18 protein-coding genes are annotated in these 22,051 nt (G+C 61.4%); 9 read left to right on the forward strand and 9 right to left on the reverse strand.

Going from position 1 to position 22,051, the window contains the following annotated elements:
• The first annotated feature begins 18 nt into the window (after window positions 1-18).
• The 4 genes from GOQ28_RS11120 (at window position 19) to kdgD (ending at window position 4,385) form a co-directional block, all read left to right on the forward strand.
• Entirely contained in the window at window positions 19-912 is an 894-nt protein-coding gene (locus GOQ28_RS11120) for an isocitrate lyase/PEP mutase family protein (protein WP_160356491.1), read from the forward strand.
• Between the two features lie 94 nt (window positions 913-1,006).
• On the forward strand, window positions 1,007-2,584 hold the full coding sequence (locus GOQ28_RS11125) for an argininosuccinate lyase (RefSeq protein ID WP_160356492.1): 1,578 nt from the start codon (window positions 1,007-1,009) through the stop codon (window positions 2,582-2,584).
• Window positions 2,585-2,664: 80 nt separating this feature from the next.
• Window positions 2,665-3,417: a FadR/GntR family transcriptional regulator gene (locus GOQ28_RS11130; RefSeq protein ID WP_160356493.1), complete on the forward strand. Its 753-nt coding sequence runs from the start codon at window positions 2,665-2,667 to the stop codon at window positions 3,415-3,417.
• Between the two features lie 62 nt (window positions 3,418-3,479).
• Entirely contained in the window at window positions 3,480-4,385 is a 906-nt protein-coding gene (gene kdgD / locus GOQ28_RS11135) for a 5-dehydro-4-deoxyglucarate dehydratase (RefSeq protein ID WP_160356494.1), read from the forward strand.
• A gap of 157 nt (window positions 4,386-4,542) precedes the next feature.
• Here the strand turns inward: kdgD and GOQ28_RS11140 are convergent, their stop codons facing one another.
• From GOQ28_RS11140 to GOQ28_RS11180, 9 genes are all read right to left on the reverse strand, one after another.
• Window positions 4,543-5,961, reverse strand: a complete 1,419-nt coding sequence (locus GOQ28_RS11140; protein WP_160349383.1) for a short-chain fatty acid transporter — start codon at window positions 5,959-5,961, stop codon at window positions 4,543-4,545.
• A 283-nt stretch (window positions 5,962-6,244) separates the two neighbouring features.
• A complete protein-coding gene (locus tag GOQ28_RS11145; RefSeq protein ID WP_160356495.1) occupies window positions 6,245-6,907 on the reverse strand; it encodes a DUF2894 domain-containing protein in 663 nt (220 codons plus the stop codon).
• A complete protein-coding gene (locus tag GOQ28_RS11150) occupies window positions 6,900-7,589 on the reverse strand; it encodes an OmpA family protein (RefSeq protein WP_160349381.1) in 690 nt (229 codons plus the stop codon). Before GOQ28_RS11150 ends, GOQ28_RS11145 begins: the two co-directional genes overlap by 8 nt.
• Window positions 7,586-11,167, reverse strand: a complete 3,582-nt coding sequence (locus GOQ28_RS11155) for a DUF802 domain-containing protein (RefSeq protein ID WP_160356496.1) — start codon at window positions 11,165-11,167, stop codon at window positions 7,586-7,588. The genes GOQ28_RS11150 and GOQ28_RS11155 overlap by 4 nt, the downstream gene beginning before the upstream one ends.
• A 10-nt stretch (window positions 11,168-11,177) precedes the next feature.
• Window positions 11,178-12,176 carry a DUF3348 domain-containing protein gene (locus GOQ28_RS11160; protein WP_160356497.1) on the reverse strand — a complete coding sequence of 333 codons (999 nt, stop codon included), beginning with the start codon at window positions 12,174-12,176 and terminating at the stop codon, window positions 11,178-11,180.
• A 306-nt stretch (window positions 12,177-12,482) separates the two neighbouring features.
• A complete protein-coding gene (locus tag GOQ28_RS11165; protein ID WP_160356498.1) occupies window positions 12,483-13,445 on the reverse strand; it encodes a Bug family tripartite tricarboxylate transporter substrate binding protein in 963 nt (320 codons plus the stop codon).
• A gap of 53 nt (window positions 13,446-13,498) precedes the next feature.
• A complete protein-coding gene (locus tag GOQ28_RS11170; RefSeq protein ID WP_160356499.1) occupies window positions 13,499-14,287 on the reverse strand; it encodes a class II aldolase/adducin family protein in 789 nt (262 codons plus the stop codon).
• A 253-nt stretch (window positions 14,288-14,540) separates the two neighbouring features.
• Window positions 14,541-15,221 carry an RraA family protein gene (locus GOQ28_RS11175; RefSeq protein WP_160356500.1) on the reverse strand — a complete coding sequence of 227 codons (681 nt, stop codon included), beginning with the start codon at window positions 15,219-15,221 and terminating at the stop codon, window positions 14,541-14,543.
• Window positions 15,222-15,246: 25 nt separating this feature from the next.
• Window positions 15,247-16,206 carry a Bug family tripartite tricarboxylate transporter substrate binding protein gene (locus GOQ28_RS11180; protein WP_160349375.1) on the reverse strand — a complete coding sequence of 320 codons (960 nt, stop codon included), beginning with the start codon at window positions 16,204-16,206 and terminating at the stop codon, window positions 15,247-15,249.
• A 78-nt stretch (window positions 16,207-16,284) separates the two neighbouring features.
• Here GOQ28_RS11180 and GOQ28_RS11185 point away from each other — a divergent pair, with 78 nt between their 5' ends.
• The 5 genes from GOQ28_RS11185 to GOQ28_RS11205 all read left to right on the forward strand — a co-directional run bounded on the left by GOQ28_RS11185 (window position 16,285) and on the right by GOQ28_RS11205 (window position 22,026).
• Window positions 16,285-16,935: a GntR family transcriptional regulator gene (locus tag GOQ28_RS11185; RefSeq protein WP_160349374.1), complete on the forward strand. Its 651-nt coding sequence runs from the start codon at window positions 16,285-16,287 to the stop codon at window positions 16,933-16,935.
• Between the two features lie 155 nt (window positions 16,936-17,090).
• The gene (locus GOQ28_RS11190) at window positions 17,091-18,107 is read left to right on the forward strand and encodes an aldo/keto reductase (RefSeq protein WP_160356501.1); all 1,017 of its coding nucleotides are present in this window, start codon (window positions 17,091-17,093) and stop codon (window positions 18,105-18,107) included.
• Window positions 18,108-18,321: 214 nt separating this feature from the next.
• Window positions 18,322-18,729 carry an Hsp20/alpha crystallin family protein gene (locus GOQ28_RS11195; RefSeq protein WP_160349372.1) on the forward strand — a complete coding sequence of 136 codons (408 nt, stop codon included), beginning with the start codon at window positions 18,322-18,324 and terminating at the stop codon, window positions 18,727-18,729.
• Window positions 18,726-21,065 (forward strand): endopeptidase La, encoded by a 2,340-nt coding sequence (lon, locus tag GOQ28_RS11200; protein ID WP_160356502.1) that lies wholly within the window; start codon window positions 18,726-18,728, stop codon window positions 21,063-21,065. The genes GOQ28_RS11195 and lon overlap by 4 nt, the downstream gene beginning before the upstream one ends.
• Window positions 21,066-21,291: 226 nt before the next feature.
• Complete coding sequence (locus tag GOQ28_RS11205) at window positions 21,292-22,026, forward strand: ankyrin repeat domain-containing protein (protein WP_160356503.1); 735 nt, start codon at window positions 21,292-21,294, stop codon at window positions 22,024-22,026.
• Window positions 22,027-22,051: the final 25 nt, after the last annotated feature.

Raw genomic sequence — 22,051 nt, forward strand, 5'->3', positions numbered from 1 at the left:
TTCACGGCACATTAACCTATGGCTAACCCTATTCTGCGCCAGCGTCTGAACGCCGGCGAATTCATCGTAGTTCCCGGCGTGCAGGACATGATCGCCGCGTTGATGACCAAGAAGGTCGGATTCGACATTGTTTACGGCACGGGATATTGGCTGACGGCATCGGCGTTGGGCTTGCCCGATGCCGGTATCGCGACCTACACCCAGATGGTCGATCGCATGCGTACGGTGGCGCAAACCACGGACGCTGCGCTGATCGCGGACGCGGATACGGGGTATGGCGGTTTGCTCAATGTGCATCACACCGTCCGCGGCTATGAGGCCGCGGGCGTGACCGCCATTCAGCTCGAGGACCAAGAGTTCCCCAAGAAGTGCGGTCACACGCCGTTCAAGCGCTGCGTGCCCACGCAAGACATGGTCGAGAAAATCAAAGTCGCGGCCGAGGCGCGCCAAGACAAAGAGAACTTCCTGATCATTGCGCGAACGGATGCACGCGCCTCGCTCGGCGTGGACGAAGCCATGCGACGCATGGAAGCCTATGCGCGCGCGGGCGCTGACATCCTGTTTTTTGAGGCCCCGCAGTCCGAAGAAGAGATGCGTCGTGCCTGCGAGGCATTCGATGTGCCCATGCTGGCGAATATGTCCGACGGCGGGAAAACCCCGATACTGCCGGCTAATGTTCTGCGCGAAATTGGCTATTCGATGGCCATTTATCCATCGATGACCAGCCTCGTTGCCGCGGCAGCGATGGAGAAATCCCTGCGCATGCTAAAGGACCAAGGGGTCAGTCAGTCGCCGGAGATCGATATGTTCGACTTTGGTGAGTTCTGCCAGCTGGTTGGCTTCCCCGAAGTCTGGGAGTTTGAAAAACGCTGGGCTCGCGATGCCGATGCCACGGGCGGCTCGCAAGCTTGAAGTCCGGCCATCGTTGCGTGCGCGGGTAGTCGGTACACTCGGATGCTCCATCGCTTGTCGATGGAGCATCCGACCAAAAAAAGGAGGGACTACGATGCGACGCGCACCTTATATTTTTAGCCTGACCCTGACGGCGTTACTTGTCAGCGGCGTGACCGGGGCTCAGCCTGCCGAGACGGCAAAAGCCAATCCACCAGCAGTCGTCCAGAACACGCCTGCGCCGAAGGCAAACGTTGCCGCCCGCGATCCCTTTTTCTGGCTAGGCGAGATCAATAAAGCCACGGCGGTCATCAACACAGACGCGGGGCTGCTGGAGCCGGCCATGGGCGCGCGCCTGGCAGCGGGCGTGGCGCGCGTGATCGAAGACGGTAACCAGCCGGGCGCAAAGCGGCCCTCCACCGTCATTACCTTCGAGCCCTTGCTGATCAAGGCCGCGGGGCAAGACATCACGCTTTTACACGCCGGGCGTTCCAGTCAGGACATGCACGCGACTTACCGCAGTGCGATTCTGCGGGATAAATTGTTGGAGCTGGCGGATCAGTTGAACATCACGGCGACGACCTTGGTGGACCTGGCCGCCGAACATGCGGATACGGTTGTTCCCAACTACACCAATGGTGTCGCGGCGCAACCCAATAGTTATGGGCATTACTTATTGGGCCACGCGGCCGCGTTGGATCGCGATGCGCAGCGCATACGCGAGGCGTATGCCCGCATCGACCGCTCGCCCATGGGCACCACGGTGCTCAATGGCACCAGTTGGCCGCTGGATCGCGAGCGCATGGCCAAATATCTCGGATTCACGGCGCTGGTCGAAAACGCCTATGACGCATCGCAGATATCTTCCATGGATCAACCTGTTGAAGTCGGCGCCATCGTCACGAGTATTGCGCTGCATACAGGCAACTTCATCGAAGACGTGATGACCCAGTATGCGCAATCGCGTCCCTGGATCTTGCTGCAAGAGGGCGGGGGCAATACCTATGTGTCCAGTGCGATGCCGCAAAAGCGCAACCCCGGCTTATTAAATAATACGCGTAGCGACGCATCGACCGCCGTGACGCTGGCCATGGGGCCGGTCTGGCAGACGCACAACATCACGCCCGGCATGAGTGACCCGAAAGACGTCAAACAGAATGCCGCGATGGTCGATAGCGCGATCGCGTCGTTAAAGCGCTGGGACCGCGTCATGAAGGCGCTGGTCGTCAATCGCGAACGCGCGTTGGAAGAGCTCAATAGCGACTGGACAGCCTCGCAAGAGGTGGCCGACGTGTTGATGCGTCAATACAAGCTGCCTTTCCGCGTGGGTCACCATGTGGCCTCGGAAATCGTGGACTATGCCCGGGCGAACAACGTTTTGCCGCTGGACTTCCCATACGATCAGGCGCGGCGCATCTATGCCGAGGCGGTCAAGGGAACGGACTATCCAGCCGAACTGCCCATGAGCGAAGCGGAGTTTCGTGCCACGCTGGACCCGGTGGCCATCGTGAGAAACCGTCGAACCGTTGGTGGCCCGCAACCCGAGGAAATGCAGCGCATGCTCAAAGAGGCCAAATCGCGTCTGGCGGATCAGGCCGGGTGGATTCAATCGCGACGCGCTCATATCGATCAGTCCTTGGCGCAACTCGATAGTGACTTCGCGAAGCTCGCGGCCAACGCTCCGTCGCATTAAGCCTATCCCGCTCAAGTCATCATATGACTACGTTTCCCGTTAAGATGGCGCTTATTGCGCCTTCTTAGCAGGAGAAACTCATGACCGCCAGCGTCCCTGGCCCCGCGAAACGGAAAACTCTCTCGTCCCAAGTCGCCGAAGAACTGCGCGCCCGGATAGAGGGCGGCGTCTATGCGCCGGGCGATAAGCTGCCGACCGAACAGGCTCTGGTCGAAAAATTCGGCTGCAGCCGGACGGTGATTCGCGAGGCGGTGGCCACCTTGCGCGCCGATGGCCTGCTGGAATCGCGCCAGGGCGCCGGTGTCTATGTCCTGGCGCCGCCCGCGTCGGAGGAAACGCTCACGCTTTTTTCTCACGCGAGCGACAAGATCTCCGACATTATCGAAGAGCTGGAGCTGCGTATCGGCATCGAGGTCGAGGCGGCGGGCTTGGCCGCCGCGCGTAGCTCGCCCGCGCAGGAAGCGGCGATACAGGCAGAACTCGATCATTTCGCGCAACTGATGGCCGAGGGGAAATCCACCGATGAATCGGATTTCCGTTTTCACATGGCCATCGCGGCAGCGACCAACAACACGCGGTTCAAAACTTTTCTCGAGCATATCGGTCGCCGCATGATTCCGCGCGTGAAGTTGCGTACGGTCATGGGCGGGTTCGATCCGCTGCCCAATCGGGATCACACGATTCTGCAAGAGCACCAAGCCATCGCGGATGCGATTTTCGCCAGCGATATCGATAGCGCACGCGACGCCATGCGCCGGCACCTGCTGATCGGCATTCAACGCTACCGATCGCTAAAGCGCAGCGCGGCGACACCAGTGGCGCAGGAAGATTGACGAGCGCCGGCAGTCATACTATGATTTCCGTGGAATTTATATGATGACTTTGTGAGGATCACATGTCGCCCCAAGAGCTCAAGACCCGTATCGCGTCCGGCCTGTTGTCGTTTCCGGTCACCCATTTCAAAGAGGACTTCAGCCTCAACCTGGACAGCTATCAGGAGCATGTAGGCTGGCTGTCGGGTTATGACGCCGCCGCGCTGTTCGCCGCCGGTGGCACGGGCGAAATGTTCTCGCTCACGCCCGAGGAAATCGGCGAAGTCACGCGTGCGGCCAAGGCCGTGGCCGGTAATGTGCCCATCATCTCAGGTTGTGGCTATGGCACCGCCATGGCCAAGGACATCGCCCGCCGTGCCGAGGCCGCTGGCGCCGATGGCCTGCTGCTGCTGCCGCACTACCTGATGGAAGCCCCGCAAGAAGGCATTTATCAGCACGTCAAAGCAGTGTGCGATTCCACGGGCCTGGGCGTCATCATCTACAACCGCGCCAACTCGGTCGCCAGCGCGGACACCGTCGCGCGTCTGGCCGAGGCCTGCCCCAACCTGATCGGCTTCAAAGACGGCACGGGCAAGACCGAGCTGGTGCGCCACATCACGCACAAGCTGGGCGATCGTCTGTCGTACATCGGCGGTATGCCCACGCACGAGTTGTATGCGCAAGGCTTTAACGGACTGGGTCTGAGCACCTATTCGTCGGCGGTGTTTAACTTCGTACCCGAGCTCGCATTGAGCTTCTACAAGGCTCTGAACAGCAACGACAACGCCACCATGGCCAAGCTTCTGGATGCGTTCTTCTTCCCGTTCGCCGCGCTGCGCGATCGGCAAAAAGGCTATGCCGTATCGATGATCAAGGCAGGCGTCGAGCTCATCGGCCACAAGCCCGGCCCGGTACGTCCGCCCTTGACCAACCTGACGGCGCAGGAAAAGGAACAGCTCAAGGCCTTGATCGCGGGCGCCACGGCCTAAGCCACGCGTTTCGCTTTGCCGCGGGAAACACAAAGGCCAGACACTGTGCTACGCAGTGTCTGGCCTTCTGCTATTTTCACGCGACCGGCAAATCCGAGGAATTTCCGGACAGCTACCGGATCGCGCAGCCCATCACGTTAGGGATTTATCCCCGAGGTCACGGCTGTATCGGTGCGAAGTATGTCAACGTCGCGCCCAGGCCCCACAACAGAATCAGCACCAGCGGGATGTGCACGAGCAACTGCACAAACGTAAAGCCGATCAGATCGCGCGCCTTCAGTCCCAATACACCCAGCAGCGGCAGCATGTAGAACGGGTTGATCAGATTCGGCAGCGCTTCGGCCGCGTTATAAATCTGTACCGCCCAGCCCAAGTGGTATTGCAGATCGTTGGCCACCTGCATCACGTACGGCGCCTCGATGATCCATTTGCCACCGCCCGACGGAATGAAAAAGCCCAGGATCGCCGAGTACACGCCCATCAACAGGGCATAGGTATCGTGCGAGGCGATACGGACAAAGAATTCCGAGATGTGATGGGCAATCGTCACGCCGTCCGAGCCTTGCACCGTTGTCATGATGGCCGCGATCGAGCCGTACAGCGGAAACTGAATCAGCACGCCCGTCGTGGTGGGCACGGCGCGCGCGACGGCATCGAGAAAGCTGCGCGGACGCCAGTGCAGCAGGGCGCCCGCCATCAGGAACAGCAGGTTGTACGTGTTCAAACCAGAGATCGCCAGGATCGCGGGCTTGGTGGCGAACTCGTGCCAAAGCCAGCCACCGGCCAGCGCCACAAGGACGATGATCAGGAACGGGCTGTACTCCAGCCATTCGCCGGGACGCGTGCGCGGCGGCAGGTCGGGCACGACCACCACGGGGTCGATCCCGCAAGCCTGGGCGTCGCGCGCGCCTTTTTCACCGGGGGCGGTCATATACGCGATGATGATGGAGGCCACCATCAAGACCAGCAGCATGGCGCCGGACTGCCACAGGAAAATCGTTTCCGTAAACGGAATCACGCCCGTGATGGCCAGGATCGACGGCGGCAAGCTGGCGGGGTTGGCCTGCAATTGCGCGGCCGACGAGGACAGGCCCAAGGCCCACACGGCGCCCAGTCCCAGATAGGCGGCCGCGCCCGCGGCCCGATAGTCCATCTTGATATCGGTGCGACGCGCCAGGGCCTTGACGAGCAAGCCGCCAAACACAAGGCTCAGACCCCAGTTCAACAACGACGCCGTCATCGAAATCAGCGCCACCCAGGCCACGGCCGTGCGGCCATTGCGCGGGATTTTCGCCAGCAAATCAATCAGGCGCGAGGCAGGCTTGGAGCTCGCCACCACGTAACCCCCGATCACCACGAACGCCATTTGCATCGTGAACGGAATCAGACTCCAAAACCCGTCGCCGAATGCCTTGGCGGTGTCACCGGCCGGTGCGCCCATTGCCAGCGCGGCCAGCACCACGATGAGCACGCCCATCGTGGCAAAGACCCAGGAATCGGGAAACCAGCGTTCCGCCCAGCTCGCGCAACGCATGGCGAACCGGGCTGACCGGCTTTCCTGTAATGATGTAGCCATCTTGAATTCTCCAGTATTTATGTATCTAGACGCTTGTCGCGAGGGCCGGCATGGGTGCGCTCGCGCAACAGCGCGGGAGGACTGTACCGCAGTTTGGAACCTGTATTTTTTACCCGGAATCTAATGGCAGTGGCACTTGACCCCCGGGAGGATGTGCGTAAAGCGCTGCCGCAGGGATGGCTATACAAAGTGATGGCCGGCGAAATCCGGCTGATGGGAGGAAGCCGGTTAGCGGCGGGGAGGAAGCCGGTTCGTGGCGGGCGGCGTCTGCCGTATGGCGGTCTTAGCTCGCTTTTCGCGTAGTCTTGCGGGCCGCGCTTTTCTTCGCCGTCTTGGTGGCGCTGCGCTTGGTTTCTTTCGGTGGGGGTGCAGTCGCCACATGCAACTGTTCGACCCATGCCAAGTCGTCAAGATAGCTCAGGAACTGATGCAGATAACCCGGCGACACATCGCGCATGAACGACAACGTGCGATGCACCAAGTGGCCGGAGTTCAAGGGGCCGGCGTTTTCGTGTACCTGTTCCTCGGACTGCTGGATACGACGGTTGGCGCTCACGCGTGACCAGATGGCGCGGAATTCGTCGAGGACCGGCAGTTCTGGATAATTCCCGCGCAGGTTCATGAGGGTGTCGGACTCGTGCGGCACAGCCAGCGAAGCAAAGCGCGCCATCGTGTCCTCGGGGGCTCCTTGTGTTTGCGTGGCGCTGTGTGCGTCCGCGTCCGCGTCGGCGTTCACGTTCGCTGCTTCGATGCGCAGCGCATAGCGTTCGACCAGCGTCCGCAAACGTGCCTGCAACACGCGGCGCACGCGCTCATCCTCGGCTTGCTCGGCCCGGGCGAGCAGGGTGTCCATCAAACTGAACGACAACACATCGATGCGATCCAGCCCCTGCTCGCGCCAGGCTTGCAGGGTTTGTCGCAGCGTGGCGAAAGCTTGCTCAGTCACCCGCTGATCCTGCCGAGTTGGATGATTTCGGAATGGGTGCGATTTCGACGCGTCGATTGCTTGCGCGCCCCGCCTCGTCGCTGTTGTCGGCGACCGGACGCTGCTCGCCAAAAGCGGCCGCAAATACGATATCCGGCGAGATGCCTTCCGTGATCAGCGCGCGCGTGACGGTCAGGGCGCGCTGGGCTGACAGTTCCCAGTTATCGGCATAACGACGATTGTTCTGATGGATGGGCTGATCATCGGTAAAGCCGCTGACCATCAATACTTCGTCGTGGGTCTTCAAATACTCGGTCAGCGGCTCGATCAGGCTTTGCAGCACGGCGCGGCCCTCGGGTTGCAGCTGATCGGAATTCAATGCGAACAACACGCTGCCGCTAATACCGATGCGGCCATCGACAAGCGTCACTTGGCCAGCGGCGAGCGGCACGGCAAGCGCTTGCTCCAGCGCCTGACGACGTTGGGTCTCTTCCTCGCGGTGTTGCACTTCGGTTTGCAGACGATCCGACAGGTCCAGGCGCTTCTTTACCTCGGATTCCAGCGCGGTCGACAACTCGAGCTGCAGCGCGATCACGCCGACCAGGATCAGCACGAACGCACCCATCAGCACCGACATCAAATCGCCGAATACCGCCCAGGCCACGGAAGAGGGCTCTACCCCTGTATCGATGTCGTCGTTCATGCCGGCGTATCAGTGTGGGCCACGGCTTGCTGCTGACCGGCGAGCCGTTGCAAGTCTTCGATGATTTGCTTTTGCGACAGGATGCTCAGGTCCACAACTTCGCGCGCCTGCGCGACGTAGTAGGCCAGTTGCTCGTCGCTGCGCGCCATGGATTTATCCAATGCGGCTTCGACGCGTTGCAAATGCTCGAGCAACTTGTCGTTGGATTGTTGGAAGCGTTCGACCGAGGTGCCGAAGACTTCACCCAGGCTGGCGACTTCCACCGCGCTGCCGGTCAGTTGGGCCGACACGTCGGCGAGTTTCTCGGTCTCGCGTTGCACGTGAGCGGTGAACTGCGAGCCCACGCGTTCGAGTAGTTCCGACGAATGCGAAATAAGGCTGTCCACCGTCTCGCGCTGCTGGGTCGAAGCGTGATTGACCGCGTCCAACAGCGTGCTGAGCGTGTCCATCAAGCGAGTGCGTTCCTCCAGCATCTCGTTATCGCGCGCCATGGCGTCGGTGAGCTTCTGGCGCAACTCGGAAATTACGGAGGCAGCAACGCGCGGCGCCTCGGCCGCGGCTTGGACCAGTTGCGCGACTTCGGCGATGGTCTCGCTCGCGTGTGTCTTCGTGCTGGTGGCGATCTCGTCCGCGGTACGGGCCAGGGTGTCGCAGATTTCCTGCTGGCGTTGCGCGGCTTGGGTGCTGGCTTGCTCCCATTCCTGACGCAGCGTGTAGGCCGTGTTTTCCAGCGATACGTTCAGGCTGGAGGCAATATCGTCAAACGTATTGTGCAGCGACGAGGCGGTGTTCTCCAACGTCACAGTCAGTGTAGACGTGGTGCCTTGCAAGGAAGCGCTCAGAGATGCGGCCGTGTCTTCCATGCGCGCACCGATGCTGTTGGTCGTGTCTTCAAGCGAGGTGGTCAGTGCCTGGGTCGTGGTAAGCAACGCGGCGTTCAGCGAGGAAGCGGTGTCGTCCAGTTTCGCGCCCACGGTGTCCGTCGTTTTCTCGAGCGACGTGTTCACGATTTCGACCGTGCCTTGCAGCGAGGACGTGAGCGTAGTAGCCGTGCTCTGCAGCGATTCGCTCAGCGATGTGGCGGTCGTCTGCAGCGTAGCGTCCAGCGTGGTTGCTGTTTTTTCCAGCGAGGCGTTGAGCGCATTGGCCGTGCTTTGCAAGGTGCCATCCAGCGACGTCGCGATGTCTTGCATCGTCGTCCCGACGGCGCTCGCGGATTTTTCAAGCGTGGTGGCCAATGCGTCGGTGCGCGATTGCAGCGACTGATTCAACGAGTCCACGGTGGACTGGATAGATGCGTTGACCGTCTGCGCCGTGGTCTGAAGCGTCGCGCTTATCTCTTGCGCGTGGCCTTGCATCGAGGCGTTGACGGTCTGCGCCGTGCCTTGCAGCGAGCTGTTGACCGTCTCGGCCGCGCTTTGTAATGCGCTGCCGACGGTCTGCGTGGTGTTTTCCAGCGAACGGTTCCAGGTTGCCGCCACCTTGTCGAGCGAGGTCTTCCAGGTGTCCAGTCGCTGCTGATCCAGGGAAATCAGACGGTCTTGCAAATCCACATGCGACTGACGCAGCTCGGCGATGACCTCGGCCGCGGCTTTCGGGGCTTCGGACACGATATGCAGCAGCTGTGCGACCTCGCGGATGGTGTCGCGCGCTTGGGCTTGCGTCTGCGTGGAGAGTTCCTGCGCCGTGCGAGCCAGGGTATCGCAGATGGCTTGCTGGACTTGTGCGGCTTGGGTGCCTGATTGCGCCCATTCCTGGCTGAGCGTGGCGGCTGTGCTCTTGAGCGAGGAGTCCAACGATGTGGTCATGCCCTCGACCGATCTTTGCAGTGTCGCCGCCGTGTCGGTGAGCGACGCGGTCAACGACGACGCCGTGGTGGCCATCGTGTTGTGCAGGGCGCCAGCGCTCGTCTCCAGCGATTGATTCCAGTGCGAGGCGATGTGATCGAGCGTGGACTTCCAATCGTTCAGGCGCTGCTGATCTTGGGCGATCAGTTGCGACTGCAGATCCACATGCGACTGACGCAGCTCGGCGATGACCTCGGCCGCGGCCTTGGGCGCCTGCGACACGGTGTGCAGCAATTGCGACACTTCCGAGATGGTCTCGCGTGCATGCGCCTGGGTTTGGTCGGTCAGTTCGCGCGCGGTGGTGGCGAGCGTCTGGCAAATGCGCTGCTGCTGATCCGCGGCGCTGGCGGTAGTCTGTTGCCACTGTTCGCGCAGGCTGGCGCTGGTGGCCTTGAGCGACGCGTCCAGCGAGGCAATCACGTCCGCGAGAGACGCCTGTAGCGTCGAGGCGGTGTGCGTCATCGTCTCATGCACGCTGCCGGCCGTGCCCTGCAGCGAAGTGTTCCATTTCGCGGCGAGGGCCTCGATCGAGGACTGCCAGCTGTCCAGACGCGCCTGATCCTGTGCCACGAGTTTGTCTTGCAGCTCGGTATGCGACTGACCGAGGCTATGCACCAGGGCCTGCGCGTGTCGCTCCAATGTCGCAGCGGCGGTCGTGAGCGCACGCTGGTTGTCTTCGGCCAGACGGCTGTTGGTCTGTTCTTGTTTAGCCAGTGCTTGCTGCCAGATATCGGCGACCGACGAAGTCGTGGCCTCGAAGCGTCCGGACAGGGTTTCCAGCTGTTGACGGATGGCCAACGCCAGCGTGTCCTGCCACGCACTGGTCTCGCGCGCCAGGCCGGCAAGCGTCTGCTGCACGGCGGGTTGGATCGCCTCGCCAGCGGCTCGGGCGCTTTCCACCACGGTTTGTTTTAGCGATGCTTCCAATGAGCCGGCCAGACGCGTGTAGGCCATCTCTGTCCGGCCATAGAAGGCATCCTGACTGGTCGCCAGGCGCTCGTGCAGCGCGTTCGTCTGCTTTTCCATCGCCGCGATCATGGTCTGCAGGCGATCGACCAGCTCGGGCATGGCATGGGCTTGTTGCTGCAGCAACTTATAGGTTTGCTCGCCCTGATGGTTTTGGCTAAAGGGGCGTAGCGTGGTGGCGATCATCACATCCAGCGACTGCGCGGCCTGAATACGCGAGCGGCGGCAAATCGTCGCCAGCAGTCCCAAAGCCGCCGAGGTCGCCACCCCGGCGACCGAGGTGCCAAAGGCAAATCCTAGTCCCTGAATCGGCGAGGCAAGCGATGACCGGATCGCCTGCAGATCCACCGCGCTTTCAAGCGCGATACCCGTGCCGCGCAACGTGGCCACCATGCCCAGGAAGGTCCCCAGCATGCCGAGCAACACCAGCATTCCGACCAGATAGGGCGTGAGCGCAGGCCCAGGCAGCGCAACGCGCGGGCCTTCAATGCGCAGACGGACCGCACCACGCAAATTGGCAGGCAGCTGAGTCAGCCAGCCATCCAGACTGGCTGGCGCGACCGTCAGGCCATTGACGGCCGACGCCAACGCGTTGGTTGCGCGCTGATAGCGCAGCAGCTCTATCGCGCCTGTCAGATACACCACGCCGATCAGCCCGATGATGGCCAGGGCCAGCGGGTTGCTACCTATGTAGCCAGCGCCAATCCAACCTGCAACGGCCAGACCGGCCAGGAAAACGACAAGAGAGATAAGGGTTCTAGTCATAGGGGGTCAGTTAACGATCACGCAAGGCGGCCAGCAAGCCTTCGATCGGTTGTAAACGGATATCCAATTCGGCCAGCAGCACGCTGCGCATATCTTTGCGAAACGTGGCCAGCCAGCCCGGCACGGGAGGCGTCACGGGCTGATTGGCGCGCGGCGCGAGGCGGCTATTGATCAGCGGCACGGCGCGCTTGGGCAGCGCGGCCTTGGTGGCCGGGGAGGGCGCTGCGGTCTCTGGCATGGTCTGCGCAGTCGGAGTCCCAGTCCCGGTCGCGCTCTCGGTTTTGGCCGCACTGCCGCCGACTGTAGAAGCGTCGCTCGCGCCGGGCTCGCCAGGCGACGGCTTAAGAGGCTGCGCTTGCTGCGGCGCGTCGGACGTCTCCGCGTTCTGTGCCGGCGCATCGGCACGTTGGGCCGCTTCTTTCGCCGCCATCTCCGCGCTCTGACGCAGATGCTTGAAATGCTTTTCCAGCATTCCGGGTATGGCGGCCAACAGGCGGCGTTCCTGAATGCTCAACGAGCGCTCGACGATGGCGTCCACCATGGCCAGACGTGCCCGTGCGGGTGTCTGGGCGGTGAGGGCAGCACGCAAGTTCACGCGTAGCTTGGCTATATGCGTCTCCATTGCCTGCTGCAGGGTCTGATACCGTTGACGATAAATGGTGAAATTCGTCATGGCCTCGGCGGGCGACGGCGGCTTCACGCCAGGGCGAGTAGGCACGAATACGTCGGCCACAAAGGCTTTTTCGTCGGCGATGGCATGCCCCAGCGCTGCGCGCATGCGTTCGTAGTCGCGCTCGAGCGCGCTGTCCAGAGCCTGCGTGTTGGGCGTCACCGCCAACGGCTTGCCCTCGAGCACCGTTGACAAGGCGATCGCATCCGTCCAGCCCAGCCAGAGGCTGAGACGGTCGGATAGCGATTGGCGGGACTCGGAAACGTCAGCGTCCGTCAGTCTGGCAAGCAGACGGATAAGCGTAGGACCGCTGACGCCTCGCCGGGGGACTTGCACCATAAGGCTGCGGGCAAAATCCGGCAGTTTACAAGCAGTGGGCCGGATGGGCACGCAATGAGGCCATTTCGGGCAATTTAACCTCCTGTAACCGGGGAAAGCACGCAAATGCGCGCACAGATTCTACGCGACACATGCGCATGGGGTGGCTCCCCCATGCGCATGTTGCGTGAATCCCTCCTGTCGGCCCGATTGACGGCGCGGGCGTGGCCAGGAAATGGCTGCGGGTTCAGGTGGTGGGAATCAGCGAGTCAGCGTTCCCTGATCGGTGGCAGCCAGGTGACGCCGCACCTGGCGGGTTCCAGGGCCTCACTGCGCATTCGGCCCCAGTTGTTCGACGATTTTTTTCCACTTTTCGTATTCGGCGTGGGTGAACTTGTCGAAATCATCGGGCGTGCCGCCCACGGCGATCGCGCCTTCGCTTAGCATCGCCTCCTTGAGTGACGGTAGGGCATCATTGACGCCTTTATTGATCGTCGTCACAACTTCCTGGGGCGTATTTTTGGGGGCGAAGAAACCGAACCACGATCCGGCATCGAAATCGGGAAACCCTTTCTCGGCCACAGTCGGCAGATCGGGTAGCGAGGCCAGCCGCTGTTTGGTGCTAAGTGCCAGCGGTCGCAATTTGCCCGCACGAATTTGGCCCATGACCGAAGGAACCGTGGCGAACATGAAGTCCAGGCGTCCCGCGATCAGATCATTGATCGCATCGGCTCCCTTATAGGGGACGTGCGTGGCGTCTTTCGCGCCGAGCTGTTGCATCAGCAGGTGGCTCGCCAGGTGTGACGAGGTGCCTACGCCGGTGGACCCATAATTCAACGATTTTTTCGTTTTCGCGTATTCCAGAAATTCGTCGAACGTCTTGACCGGCAGTTCTGGCGGCACGACCAGGACATTGGGTACCGTGGCGATCTGGACGATCGGGACCAGGTCAGTCAGCGGATCGTAGCTCAGCTTCGTGAGCGAGGGGTTCACGGCAATGGGCCCGACCGAGTCGACGATCAGCGTATAGCCGTCGGGATCAGATCGCACCACATATTCGGTGCCGATATTGCCGCCCGCACCCGGCCGGTTTTCGACGATGAAAGACTGCTGGAGCGCCTGGCTGAGATGTTCGCTCGTGCTGCGCGTCAACTTATCGGTTGTGCCTCCCGCGGTGAAGGCCACGACCACCTTGACCGGACGTTCCGGGTAGGCGGCACGGGCCGGGGATGCTGCGACGATCCCGAATAGGGCCGCGGCGGCCAAGGCAGTGCCTATGGTCTTCTTCATACTGTCTCCTCGTGGTTGTCTTGTAGTGCTCAGCCTTGTCGTGCTGGGATGGCTCAGTGCCGATAACTCGGGTCCATGCGATCCAACTTACGCAGCAACGCCGGCCATTCCATGACGCCGTAGGGACGGCGCGTGCCGGGTTGGTAGTTGTTCCACGTCTCCTGTAACACCTCGGGCGGGACGGCTTGCAGCGGCTGCTGCGTGGCTTGCGCGGCCAACTGGGCCCGGCACGCAAGCTCGAGCCTATGCATCCAGTTGAACGCCTCGCCAATCGTGCGGCCGACGGTCAGCGCACCGTGATTGCGCAATATCAGCGCCTCGCCGTCGCCCAGGTCCTCGATCAAGGACGCCTGTTCCTTGGTATCCAGCACCACGCCCTGATAATCGTGATAGCCAATTTTCAGGAAACGCATAGCGGTCTGTGTCAGCGGCAATAACCCGCAAGCGAGCGACGATACGGCCATCGAAGCCCAGCTATGGGTATGTATCACGCAGTCAACTTCATGACGCGCACGATGAATCGCACTGTGAATGACATAGCCGGCTTTGTTAATGCCGTAGTTCAGCTCGCCGAAATCCGGTTTGGCCAGAATATTGCCGTCGAGATCGACCTTGATCAGGCTGGAGGCCGTGATCTCCTCGTACATCATGCCGTACGCATTGATGAGAAAGGCCCCGTCTTCACCAGGCACGCGTGCCGAGATATGGTTGGCCATCATATCGGCCATGCCATAGTGTTCGACCAACCGGTAACAGGCCGCCAGATCGACGCGCGCCTGCCATTCTTCGGGGGAACATTTCTCTCGCATGGAGGGGATTTGCAATACACCAGGTCCAGGCATCGTTTTGTCTCGTGGGATTTATCAGAATTGGAATTGGCGCTGCTTTCGTTCAGCGTCGCTGAATCTAGGGTAAGAGGAGTTGGCAACCGCAGGTAGAGCGCGGAAGTGAAGGCCGCTTCACATATCGTGAAGGGTAGGGATGGTGCGTCGTGCCGGGGTCTTGAAGTCCGCTGCCCCCCAATACCGCATGGATGTTGGGGGGCAGCTTGTGTTATTACGCGCTCACGCTGTCGCGAAAAGCAGGTTCCCTATTTCAGGGACGCGTTCCCGTATATCCCGGGCTTTGCAAGTCGTGATAATGGAACTGGGCCCGCGCCTTGTCCATGCGCATGCCGCTGCGGATGGCTTCGCGCAACTGGTTTTCCTGCAAGGTGATCTGCTCGGCGGCGCTCAGAATCGCATCTTCCTGCGCCTGCGGCAGCACCACGACGCCGTCAGGGTCGCCCACGACGATGTCCCCCGGATTCACGGTCACGCCGCCGATGTTGACGGCGACTTGCAGTGCCTTGAGCTGAATACGGCCTTTGCCGGTGCGCATCCAGGTGTTGCGGCTGTAGATCGGATAGCCCAGAGAGCGGCAGAGCGCGACATCGCGGTTGTTCCCGTCAATCACCGTTCCCGCCATGCCGCGCCGGTGGGCCGCTTCCGTCAGGATGTTGCCCCACGTGCCCACATCGTCTTTACCCTGATTGTCGATGACGATCACGCTGCCCGGCGGCACGTCGTCGATGAATTCCCCCACGGTTCCTGGTTGATCCTGTACCGCCTCGTACAACACCGTATATGCGCGACCCGCCATACGGAAATTCGGATCGCAGGGACGGATCTTGTGGCATTGACCGACGATCGAGAGACGGTCCAATGCGTCGCTGAGCGCGGCGCAATCGAGTTTGGATGCTCGCAAAACGTTTGCATCAGTGGCGTGCTGCGTCATAACTACCTCGTACGATGAGAAAGGTTTATTCAATAGAGATGCCGGCTTCGCGGATGACCGGTTGCCAATACGCGATATCTTTGCGGACCTGTTCATCCAGCTGTGTGGGGGTCATATAACGGACCTGCACGCCGACTCCATCCAAAGACTGCTGCACCCGTTCGGTCGCCAGCGTCTTTTTCACCGCTTCGGTCAGCTTGGCGACGACATCGTCCGGCGTATCGGCGGGTGCAAACAGCGCGACCCAGGCGTCGAGGACAAAGTCGGGAAAACCGGCCTGCGCCGTCGTCGGGACATCGGGCAGGAAGGGCAGGCGTTTTTCGCTGGCGACCGCCAGCGGGCGCAGTTGACCGCTACGGATGAAGCCGACCACCGAGGGCGGCGTGGCCACGGTGATTTCCACATTGCCCGCGATCACGTCCTGCACCGCCGGACCCGCTCCCTTGTAGGGCACATGGACGATGTCCACGCCCGTGCGCTGCTTGAAGAGCTCCACCCCGATATGGGGCACCGAGCCATTACCCGATGTGGCGTGATTCAGCGTTTTCGGGTTTTTCTTCGCATAGTCCACTACGTCCTGCAGGGTCTGGAAAGGCTGCTTGGGGTTGACCGTCACGATGTGCGGCGAGACCACCAGCATCGCGACCGGCTTGAAATCCTTGATCGGATCCCAGTCCAGTTTGGGATACATCACCGGGTTTCCCACATGGAACATGGAATAGCCCGCCAGCAGGCTATAGCCGTCCGGTTTAGACCGCGCAACATGGGTGGCGGCGATGTTTCCACTGGCGCCGGGCCGGTTTTCCACAATGACGGTCTGGCCGAGATTCTCCGCCAGGGTCGGCGCGATGATGCGCGAGACCTGATCAAGGATACCGGCGGGGGCCACGGGCACCGTGATTTTGACGGGACGCTGGGGGAATTCGGTGGCGAACGCCGGGGAGATGGCGCTTGCCAGCAACAGGCCGGCCAAGAAGGGTTTCATTGTCTGCTCCTCAGTTATTGGTGTTGTAATATCCTAAGAGGCTTCTGTAATTACAGCGCTATCCCGAAAAATATTTTTATGACGAGTCCGCATAGCACCCCAGAGCGCATCCGCCTGAAACTTCAATCAGAGATCGAAAGCGGCACCTTGCGCGCCGGCGAGGTCATTGATGAAAAAGCCATGGCCGCAAAATACGGGGTGTCGCGCACCCCCATCCGAGAAGCGCTTTTGATGCTCGCCGCGCAAAAGCTGGTCGTCACGGTGCCCCGCGCGGGCAGCATGGTGTACAAGCCATCGGCAATAGAGCTGATCGCGCTGCTTGAGTATTTGGGGGAACTGGAGGGCGTCGCCGCGCGCCTGGCGGCCTTGCGGATGACCGCCGAGCAGCGCAGCCACTTGATGCAGATTCATCAGTCATCCGAGTCGCTGGCTCAATTGGGCGAGCGCCACCGCTATGAGGAGGCCAACCGGGCCTTGCATGAACATATCTATCACTGCAGCGGCAATCTCGTGATTAACGAGGAAATCGTCCATGCCCAGCGGCGTCTGTCGAATTTCCGCCGGCACGTTTTCAACCAGCCCGGTCGTCTGCGGGCGTCTTTTGCTGAACATACTGCCTTGGTGAACGCGCTTGTGGCGGGAGATGGCGATATGGCGGCATCGGCGATGCGCGAACACATCATTGGCAAAGGCAAGGCCTTTGCCGATCTGGTCTTGGTGAATGCCTGAGCTCATACGGTGGCCTGTCGCAGGCTGTCTCTGACATCGCTGTTTTAAAGCTAGTGGGAAATTTGTGAGCCCAACCCCTATTGCACGGCCTCGTGAAGCGTTAGGATCATGCGTTTACCCGATTTTCGTCAGACCACTCAGCAAGGACACTAGCTATGAAATACCGCCGTCTCGGCCGCAGTAACCTGCGTGTTTCCCCTCTGTGCCTGGGCACCATGATGTTCGGGCAACAGACCCCTTTCGAGGAGGCCGAACGCATTGTCGCGTCGGCCCGAGACGCGGGCATCAATTTCATCGATACGGCCGACGTTTATAACGAAGGCAAATCTGAAGAGGTGGTGGGTAAACTGATCGCCCCGCACCGGCACGACTGGGTGTTGGCCACCAAGATGGGTAATGCCGTCGCCAAGGCCCCCAATCATTCGCATTACTCGCGCCAGTGGATCGTGCGTAGCGTCGAGACCAGTTTGCAGCGGCTCGGTACGGACTATATCGACATCCTGTATATGCATCGCGATTACCACCAAGAGAATCTGGAAGAGGCGGTGCTCGCGCTGGGCGACCTGATACGCGCGGGCAAATTGCGCAGTTTCGGTGTGTCGAATTTCCGTGGCTGGCGTATCGCCGAGATCACTCACCTCTGCCGGGATCTGGGCGTGCCGCAACCCGTGGTCTGCCAGCCGTACTACAACATGCTCAATCGCGGTCCTGAAGTCGAAATCCTGCCGGCCTGCGGTCATTTTGGGTTGGGCGTGGTGCCCTATAGCCCGATCGCGCGCGGTGTGCTCACGGGCAAATACGCACCGGGTCAGGCCCCAGCGCCCGACACGCGCGCCGGCCGTGGTGACAAGCGCATCATGGATACCGAGTTCCGGGAAGAATCGCTAAAGATCGCCGCCGAGTTGGTGGCCTATAGCCAGGAACGCGGTATCAAACCGGGCCATTTCGCCACGGCTTGGGTGCTTGCCAACCCGCTGGTGTCCTCGGTGATCGCCGGCCCCCGTACGCTCGCGCAAATGGAGGACTACTACGGCGCGGTCGATCTGGAGATCACACCCGAGGAGGAAGCCATGGTCGATAACTGGGTCACGCCGGGGCACGCCTCGACGCACGGGTACAACGACCCGAACTATCCCTTCTACGGTCGTCCGGTCAAAGTCGCCGGCCGCTGATACCCTTTGGCCCCGCTTGTCGGGGCCATGCACTTGCACTACAGCGCCACCCGGGCGCATCATGCCCTAAAAGCGCCTCCCGCGCCCCGCGTGGGGCGCTCGGCGGTCATGCCCATCCGACCGCCGTCAGAGCGGCACGCGCGCGCTCGGCTCCCGGGCCTTGAAAACCGCGAACTCGCCGCTACCTACGAACTATGGCCAAGAGGGCAAGTTCATGAGATCGCGAGATTTTTCATCCTGGATCTGGGGCGACGCCTTGTCGCTGTTGGAGCATGCCGAACGATTGCACCGGCACGCGTTACGCGCGGGGGCCAACGACTCCCCGCATTGGGAACCCCCCATCGACATCATTGAAACCGCTACCGCGGTGCTGGTGTACGTGGCATTGCCAGGGGTTCCTTCCGATACGCTGGTTGTGGCATTCGACCCCGGTGGTATTACGGTGTCTGGCACCCGCCCGATGCCGTGCGCGGCCAACGCCCGCATCCACCGGTTCGAGATCCCCTATGGCCGTTTTCGCCGACGCATCGCACTGCCACTGCATGCGCTGGAACCCGAGTCTTCCGCACTGGAAGACGGTTGTCTGGTCATTACACTCAATAAAGTCAGGGAGCTGCGATGAGCGAGGCCCGTATTCTGCCCGATGACGCGCGCATCATTATTCCGCTGCGCGACGCGGTGTTGTTTCCCGGCGTGCTGTCGCCGGTCACCGTGCGCAGGGAGTCTTCTATTGCGGCCGCGCAAGAAGCGGTCAAGCAAGAGCGCGCGGTCGGCTTTCTGCTGCAACGCGATCCCGCTAAAACCGACATCGGTCCCGAGGATTTATGCTGGGTTGGCACCGAGGGCCCCATCGCCCGCTACATCACCGGGCAGGAAGGCGCGCATCATCTACTGGTCCAGGGTCAGGCGCGCTTTCGCGTGCTGGAATTCCTGGAAGGTTGGCCCTATATGGTCGCGCGCGTGGCGCAGATCGAGCAAACGGACGAGCAAGACAGCGAGGTCGAGGCGCGTTTCCTGCAGCTAAAGGAGCGCGCCATCGAGGCCATCGGGCTGCTCCCCAACATGCCCGCCGAACTCGCCGAGGTCGTGCGCGGCATTGAATCGCCGGGCCTGCTGGCCGATATGGTCACGCACATGATCGACCTCAAGCCCCAGCAAAAGCAGGACATTCTGGAGACCTTTAGCCTGGCACGGCGTCTGGACAAAGTCATAGAACTGCTTGCCGGCCGCGTGGAAGTGCTGCGCCTGTCCAAGGAAATCGGCGACCGTACCCGCGCACAATTCGACGAGCGCCAGCGCGAAACCGTGCTGCGCGAACAACTGCGCCAGATCCAGAAGGAACTCGGCGAACTCGACGATAGCGCCGAGGAAATCGCGCGGCTGAAAGAGCGCATCGAGTCTGCCGGTATGTCCGAGGAAGTGCTCAGCCATGCCCGCAAAGAACTCGGCCGCCTGCAACGCATGGGCGAATCCAGCGGCGAGTCCGCCATGCTGCGCACGTATCTCGAATGGCTGACCGAGCTGCCCTGGAAACCGACGCCACTGGAACCTATCGATCTGGCCGAGGCGCGCAAAATCCTGGACGAAGATCATTTCGGCCTGGACAAGATCAAGCGTCGCATCCTTGAATACCTGGCGGTGCGAAAGCTCAATCCGCAAGGCCGTAGTCCGATCTTATGCTTCTCCGGGCCCCCGGGTGTGGGCAAGACCTCGTTGGGCCAATCCATAGCGCGTGCGACCGGCCGTGCGTTCCAACGCGTGGCGCTCGGCGGCGTACACGACGAAGCCGAAATTCGCGGGCATCGTCGCACCTACCTGGGTGCCTTGCCGGGCAATGTCATCCAGGCGATGCGTCGCGCGGGCACGAATAACCCCGTGATCATGCTCGACGAAATCGACAAGCTGGGCGCGGGCGGTTTTCATGGTGACCCAGGCAGCGCATTACTCGAAGTGCTGGACCCCGAGCAAAATCAAAAATTCCGCGACAACTATCTGGGCGTGGATTTCGATCTGTCGCACGTCATGTTTATCTGCACGGCCAACGTGCTCGATACGATTCCGGGGCCGCTGCGCGACCGGATGGAGATCATCCAACTACCGGGTTACACCGAAGAGGAAAAAATCCAGATCGCGCGCCGGTATCTGGTGGCGCGCCAACTCGAATCGAACGGTCTGACCGACCAGCAGGCCGAGGTCACCGACGCCGCGTTGTCCTCCATCGTGGGCGATTACACCCGCGAGGCGGGCGTGCGTCAGCTCGAACGCGAGATCGGGGCGGTATTGCGTCATGTCGCGATGCAGGTCGCGGAAGGTCAGGCCGAACACGTCCGCGTCGACAGCGAGGACCTGCCCGCCATTCTCGGACCGCATCGTTTCGAGAACGAGGTCGCCTTGCGTACCAGCGTTCCGGGCGTGGCAACGGGCCTTGCCTGGACGCCGGTGGGCGGCGACATTCTCTTCATCGAAGCCAGCAAGACCCCCGGCTCCGGCCGCCTGATCCTGACGGGGCAATTGGGCGACGTGATGAAGGAAAGCGCGCAGACCGCGCTGACCTTGGCCAAAATCTGGAGCAGCGATTCGCTGGAAAAAACGGACGTGCACATCCACGTGCCCGCCGGCGCCACGCCCAAGGACGGTCCCAGCGCCGGCGTGGCGATGTTCCTGGCCGTGGCCTCGTTGCTCTCTGGCCGTCCGGTGCGCTCGGACATTGCCATGACGGGTGAAGTCAGTTTACGCGGCTTGGTGCTACCGATTGGCGGTGTTAAGGAGAAAACGCTCGCCGCGCTGCGCGCAGGCATCACGACGGTGATGATCCCGCGCCGTAACGAAAAAGACCTGGAAGACGTGCCCGCCGAAGCTCGTCGCAAGCTGACTTTCCTGCTCCTGGACCGTATCGAGGACGCGGTGGAGTATGCGCTGGAGCCGGAAAATCAGGCTGAACAGGCCGTCGCGGGCTGATATTTGGAACCTAGGACGCGTCCTAGTTACCAAGCGTACGGTAAGGGATGATTCCTGCTCCGGGTTTGAGCATCGCCGTCGGCGTTCCTGGAGCAGAGGCCACTCTGGGAGACGAACCGTGACGATTGGTGTTGGGACAGTATTGCCGATATGGCCCGAAAAGGGTTCAGACTACGGAGTTGCATCGCAGAGGGACATTGAGCAGGCGACAGCCACGCTGTGGTCATTGACGAAAAATCATGACGTGGATGGCATCCGGGCTTTTTTTCGCGGGGGGCCACCGCCGGCGGTGATTGCGAGTTTGGCGCAAGGCGATACGCCTTTACATTGGGCCGCGCGCTTGCGATGGATCAACGAAGCCGCGGGGGGATCCTCGTCCGCTAAAGTCAACTCACATGGCGTGGACGTACTGTTGACGCTGATCCAATATCTGCCGGCCGTCGCCGTCAATGCCCGCAACGAAGCCGGACTGACGCCTCTGATGGTGGCCGCCGAGGCCGGTCAGGACTATAGCGCCAGGGTGTTGCTACGGGCGGGTGCCTCACAGACGGCGGCCGACAAACGCGGATGGACGCCGCTGTTTTTTGCGGCCTATTCGGGCGCGGTGAGTGTCATCGTGACCCTGTTGGGATCGGTCTTGGGGGCCGAGGGCGTTTGGCAGGCGTTGAACCATCGGGATTCACAAGGCAACACTGCCTTTATGACTGCCATCGCCAATGGCAACTTGGAAGCCGCCAGGGAACTCCTGGATCGCGGATCCGATATCAACGCGACCAACGCCGAGGGCAGAACGGCATTGATGCTTGCGGAGTTAAGCGAAATGACCACGGGGGCAGAAATCGCCTGGCTGGTCGAATCGGGCGCCGATGAAAACATCAAGGACCACGCCGGTATGACCGCGATGCAGTATATCGACGCAACGATCGATGGCTTCGAAAGCGCATCGCGAGTGGAACGCTGACGCGCAGCGCCCGCGCGACGCGCAA

The organism is Bordetella sp. 02P26C-1 (genome assembly GCF_009763255.1).
GTDB lineage: Bacteria > Pseudomonadota > Gammaproteobacteria > Burkholderiales > Burkholderiaceae_B > Bordetella_A.

Excerpts from the sequence above, each read along its gene's own strand:
- GOQ28_RS11175 (WP_160356500.1), bottom strand. The coding sequence starts at position 15,221 with ATGACGCAGCACGCCACTGATGCAAACGTTTTGCGAGCATCCAAACTC.
- GOQ28_RS11150 (WP_160349381.1), bottom strand. The coding sequence starts at position 7,589 with ATGAACGACGACATCGATACAGGGGTAGAGCCCTCTTCCGTGGCCTGG.
- GOQ28_RS11130 (WP_160356493.1), top strand. The coding sequence starts at position 2,665 with ATGACCGCCAGCGTCCCTGGCCCCGCGAAACGGAAAACTCTCTCGTCC.
- GOQ28_RS11170 (WP_160356499.1), bottom strand. The coding sequence starts at position 14,287 with ATGCCTGGACCTGGTGTATTGCAAATCCCCTCCATGCGAGAGAAATGT.
- GOQ28_RS11190 (WP_160356501.1), top strand. The coding sequence starts at position 17,091 with ATGAAATACCGCCGTCTCGGCCGCAGTAACCTGCGTGTTTCCCCTCTG.
- GOQ28_RS11195 (WP_160349372.1), top strand. The coding sequence starts at position 18,322 with ATGAGATCGCGAGATTTTTCATCCTGGATCTGGGGCGACGCCTTGTCG.
- GOQ28_RS11160 (WP_160356497.1), bottom strand. The coding sequence starts at position 12,176 with ATGGTGCAAGTCCCCCGGCGAGGCGTCAGCGGTCCTACGCTTATCCGT.
- GOQ28_RS11140 (WP_160349383.1), bottom strand. The coding sequence starts at position 5,961 with ATGGCTACATCATTACAGGAAAGCCGGTCAGCCCGGTTCGCCATGCGT.
- GOQ28_RS11180 (WP_160349375.1), bottom strand. The coding sequence starts at position 16,206 with ATGAAACCCTTCTTGGCCGGCCTGTTGCTGGCAAGCGCCATCTCCCCG.
- GOQ28_RS11165 (WP_160356498.1), bottom strand. The coding sequence starts at position 13,445 with ATGAAGAAGACCATAGGCACTGCCTTGGCCGCCGCGGCCCTATTCGGG.
- GOQ28_RS11125 (WP_160356492.1), top strand. The coding sequence starts at position 1,007 with ATGCGACGCGCACCTTATATTTTTAGCCTGACCCTGACGGCGTTACTT.
- GOQ28_RS11120 (WP_160356491.1), top strand. The coding sequence starts at position 19 with ATGGCTAACCCTATTCTGCGCCAGCGTCTGAACGCCGGCGAATTCATC.
- GOQ28_RS11185 (WP_160349374.1), top strand. The coding sequence starts at position 16,285 with ATGACGAGTCCGCATAGCACCCCAGAGCGCATCCGCCTGAAACTTCAA.
- GOQ28_RS11155 (WP_160356496.1), bottom strand. The coding sequence starts at position 11,167 with ATGACTAGAACCCTTATCTCTCTTGTCGTTTTCCTGGCCGGTCTGGCC.
- lon (WP_160356502.1), top strand. The coding sequence starts at position 18,726 with ATGAGCGAGGCCCGTATTCTGCCCGATGACGCGCGCATCATTATTCCG.
- kdgD (WP_160356494.1), top strand. The coding sequence starts at position 3,480 with ATGTCGCCCCAAGAGCTCAAGACCCGTATCGCGTCCGGCCTGTTGTCG.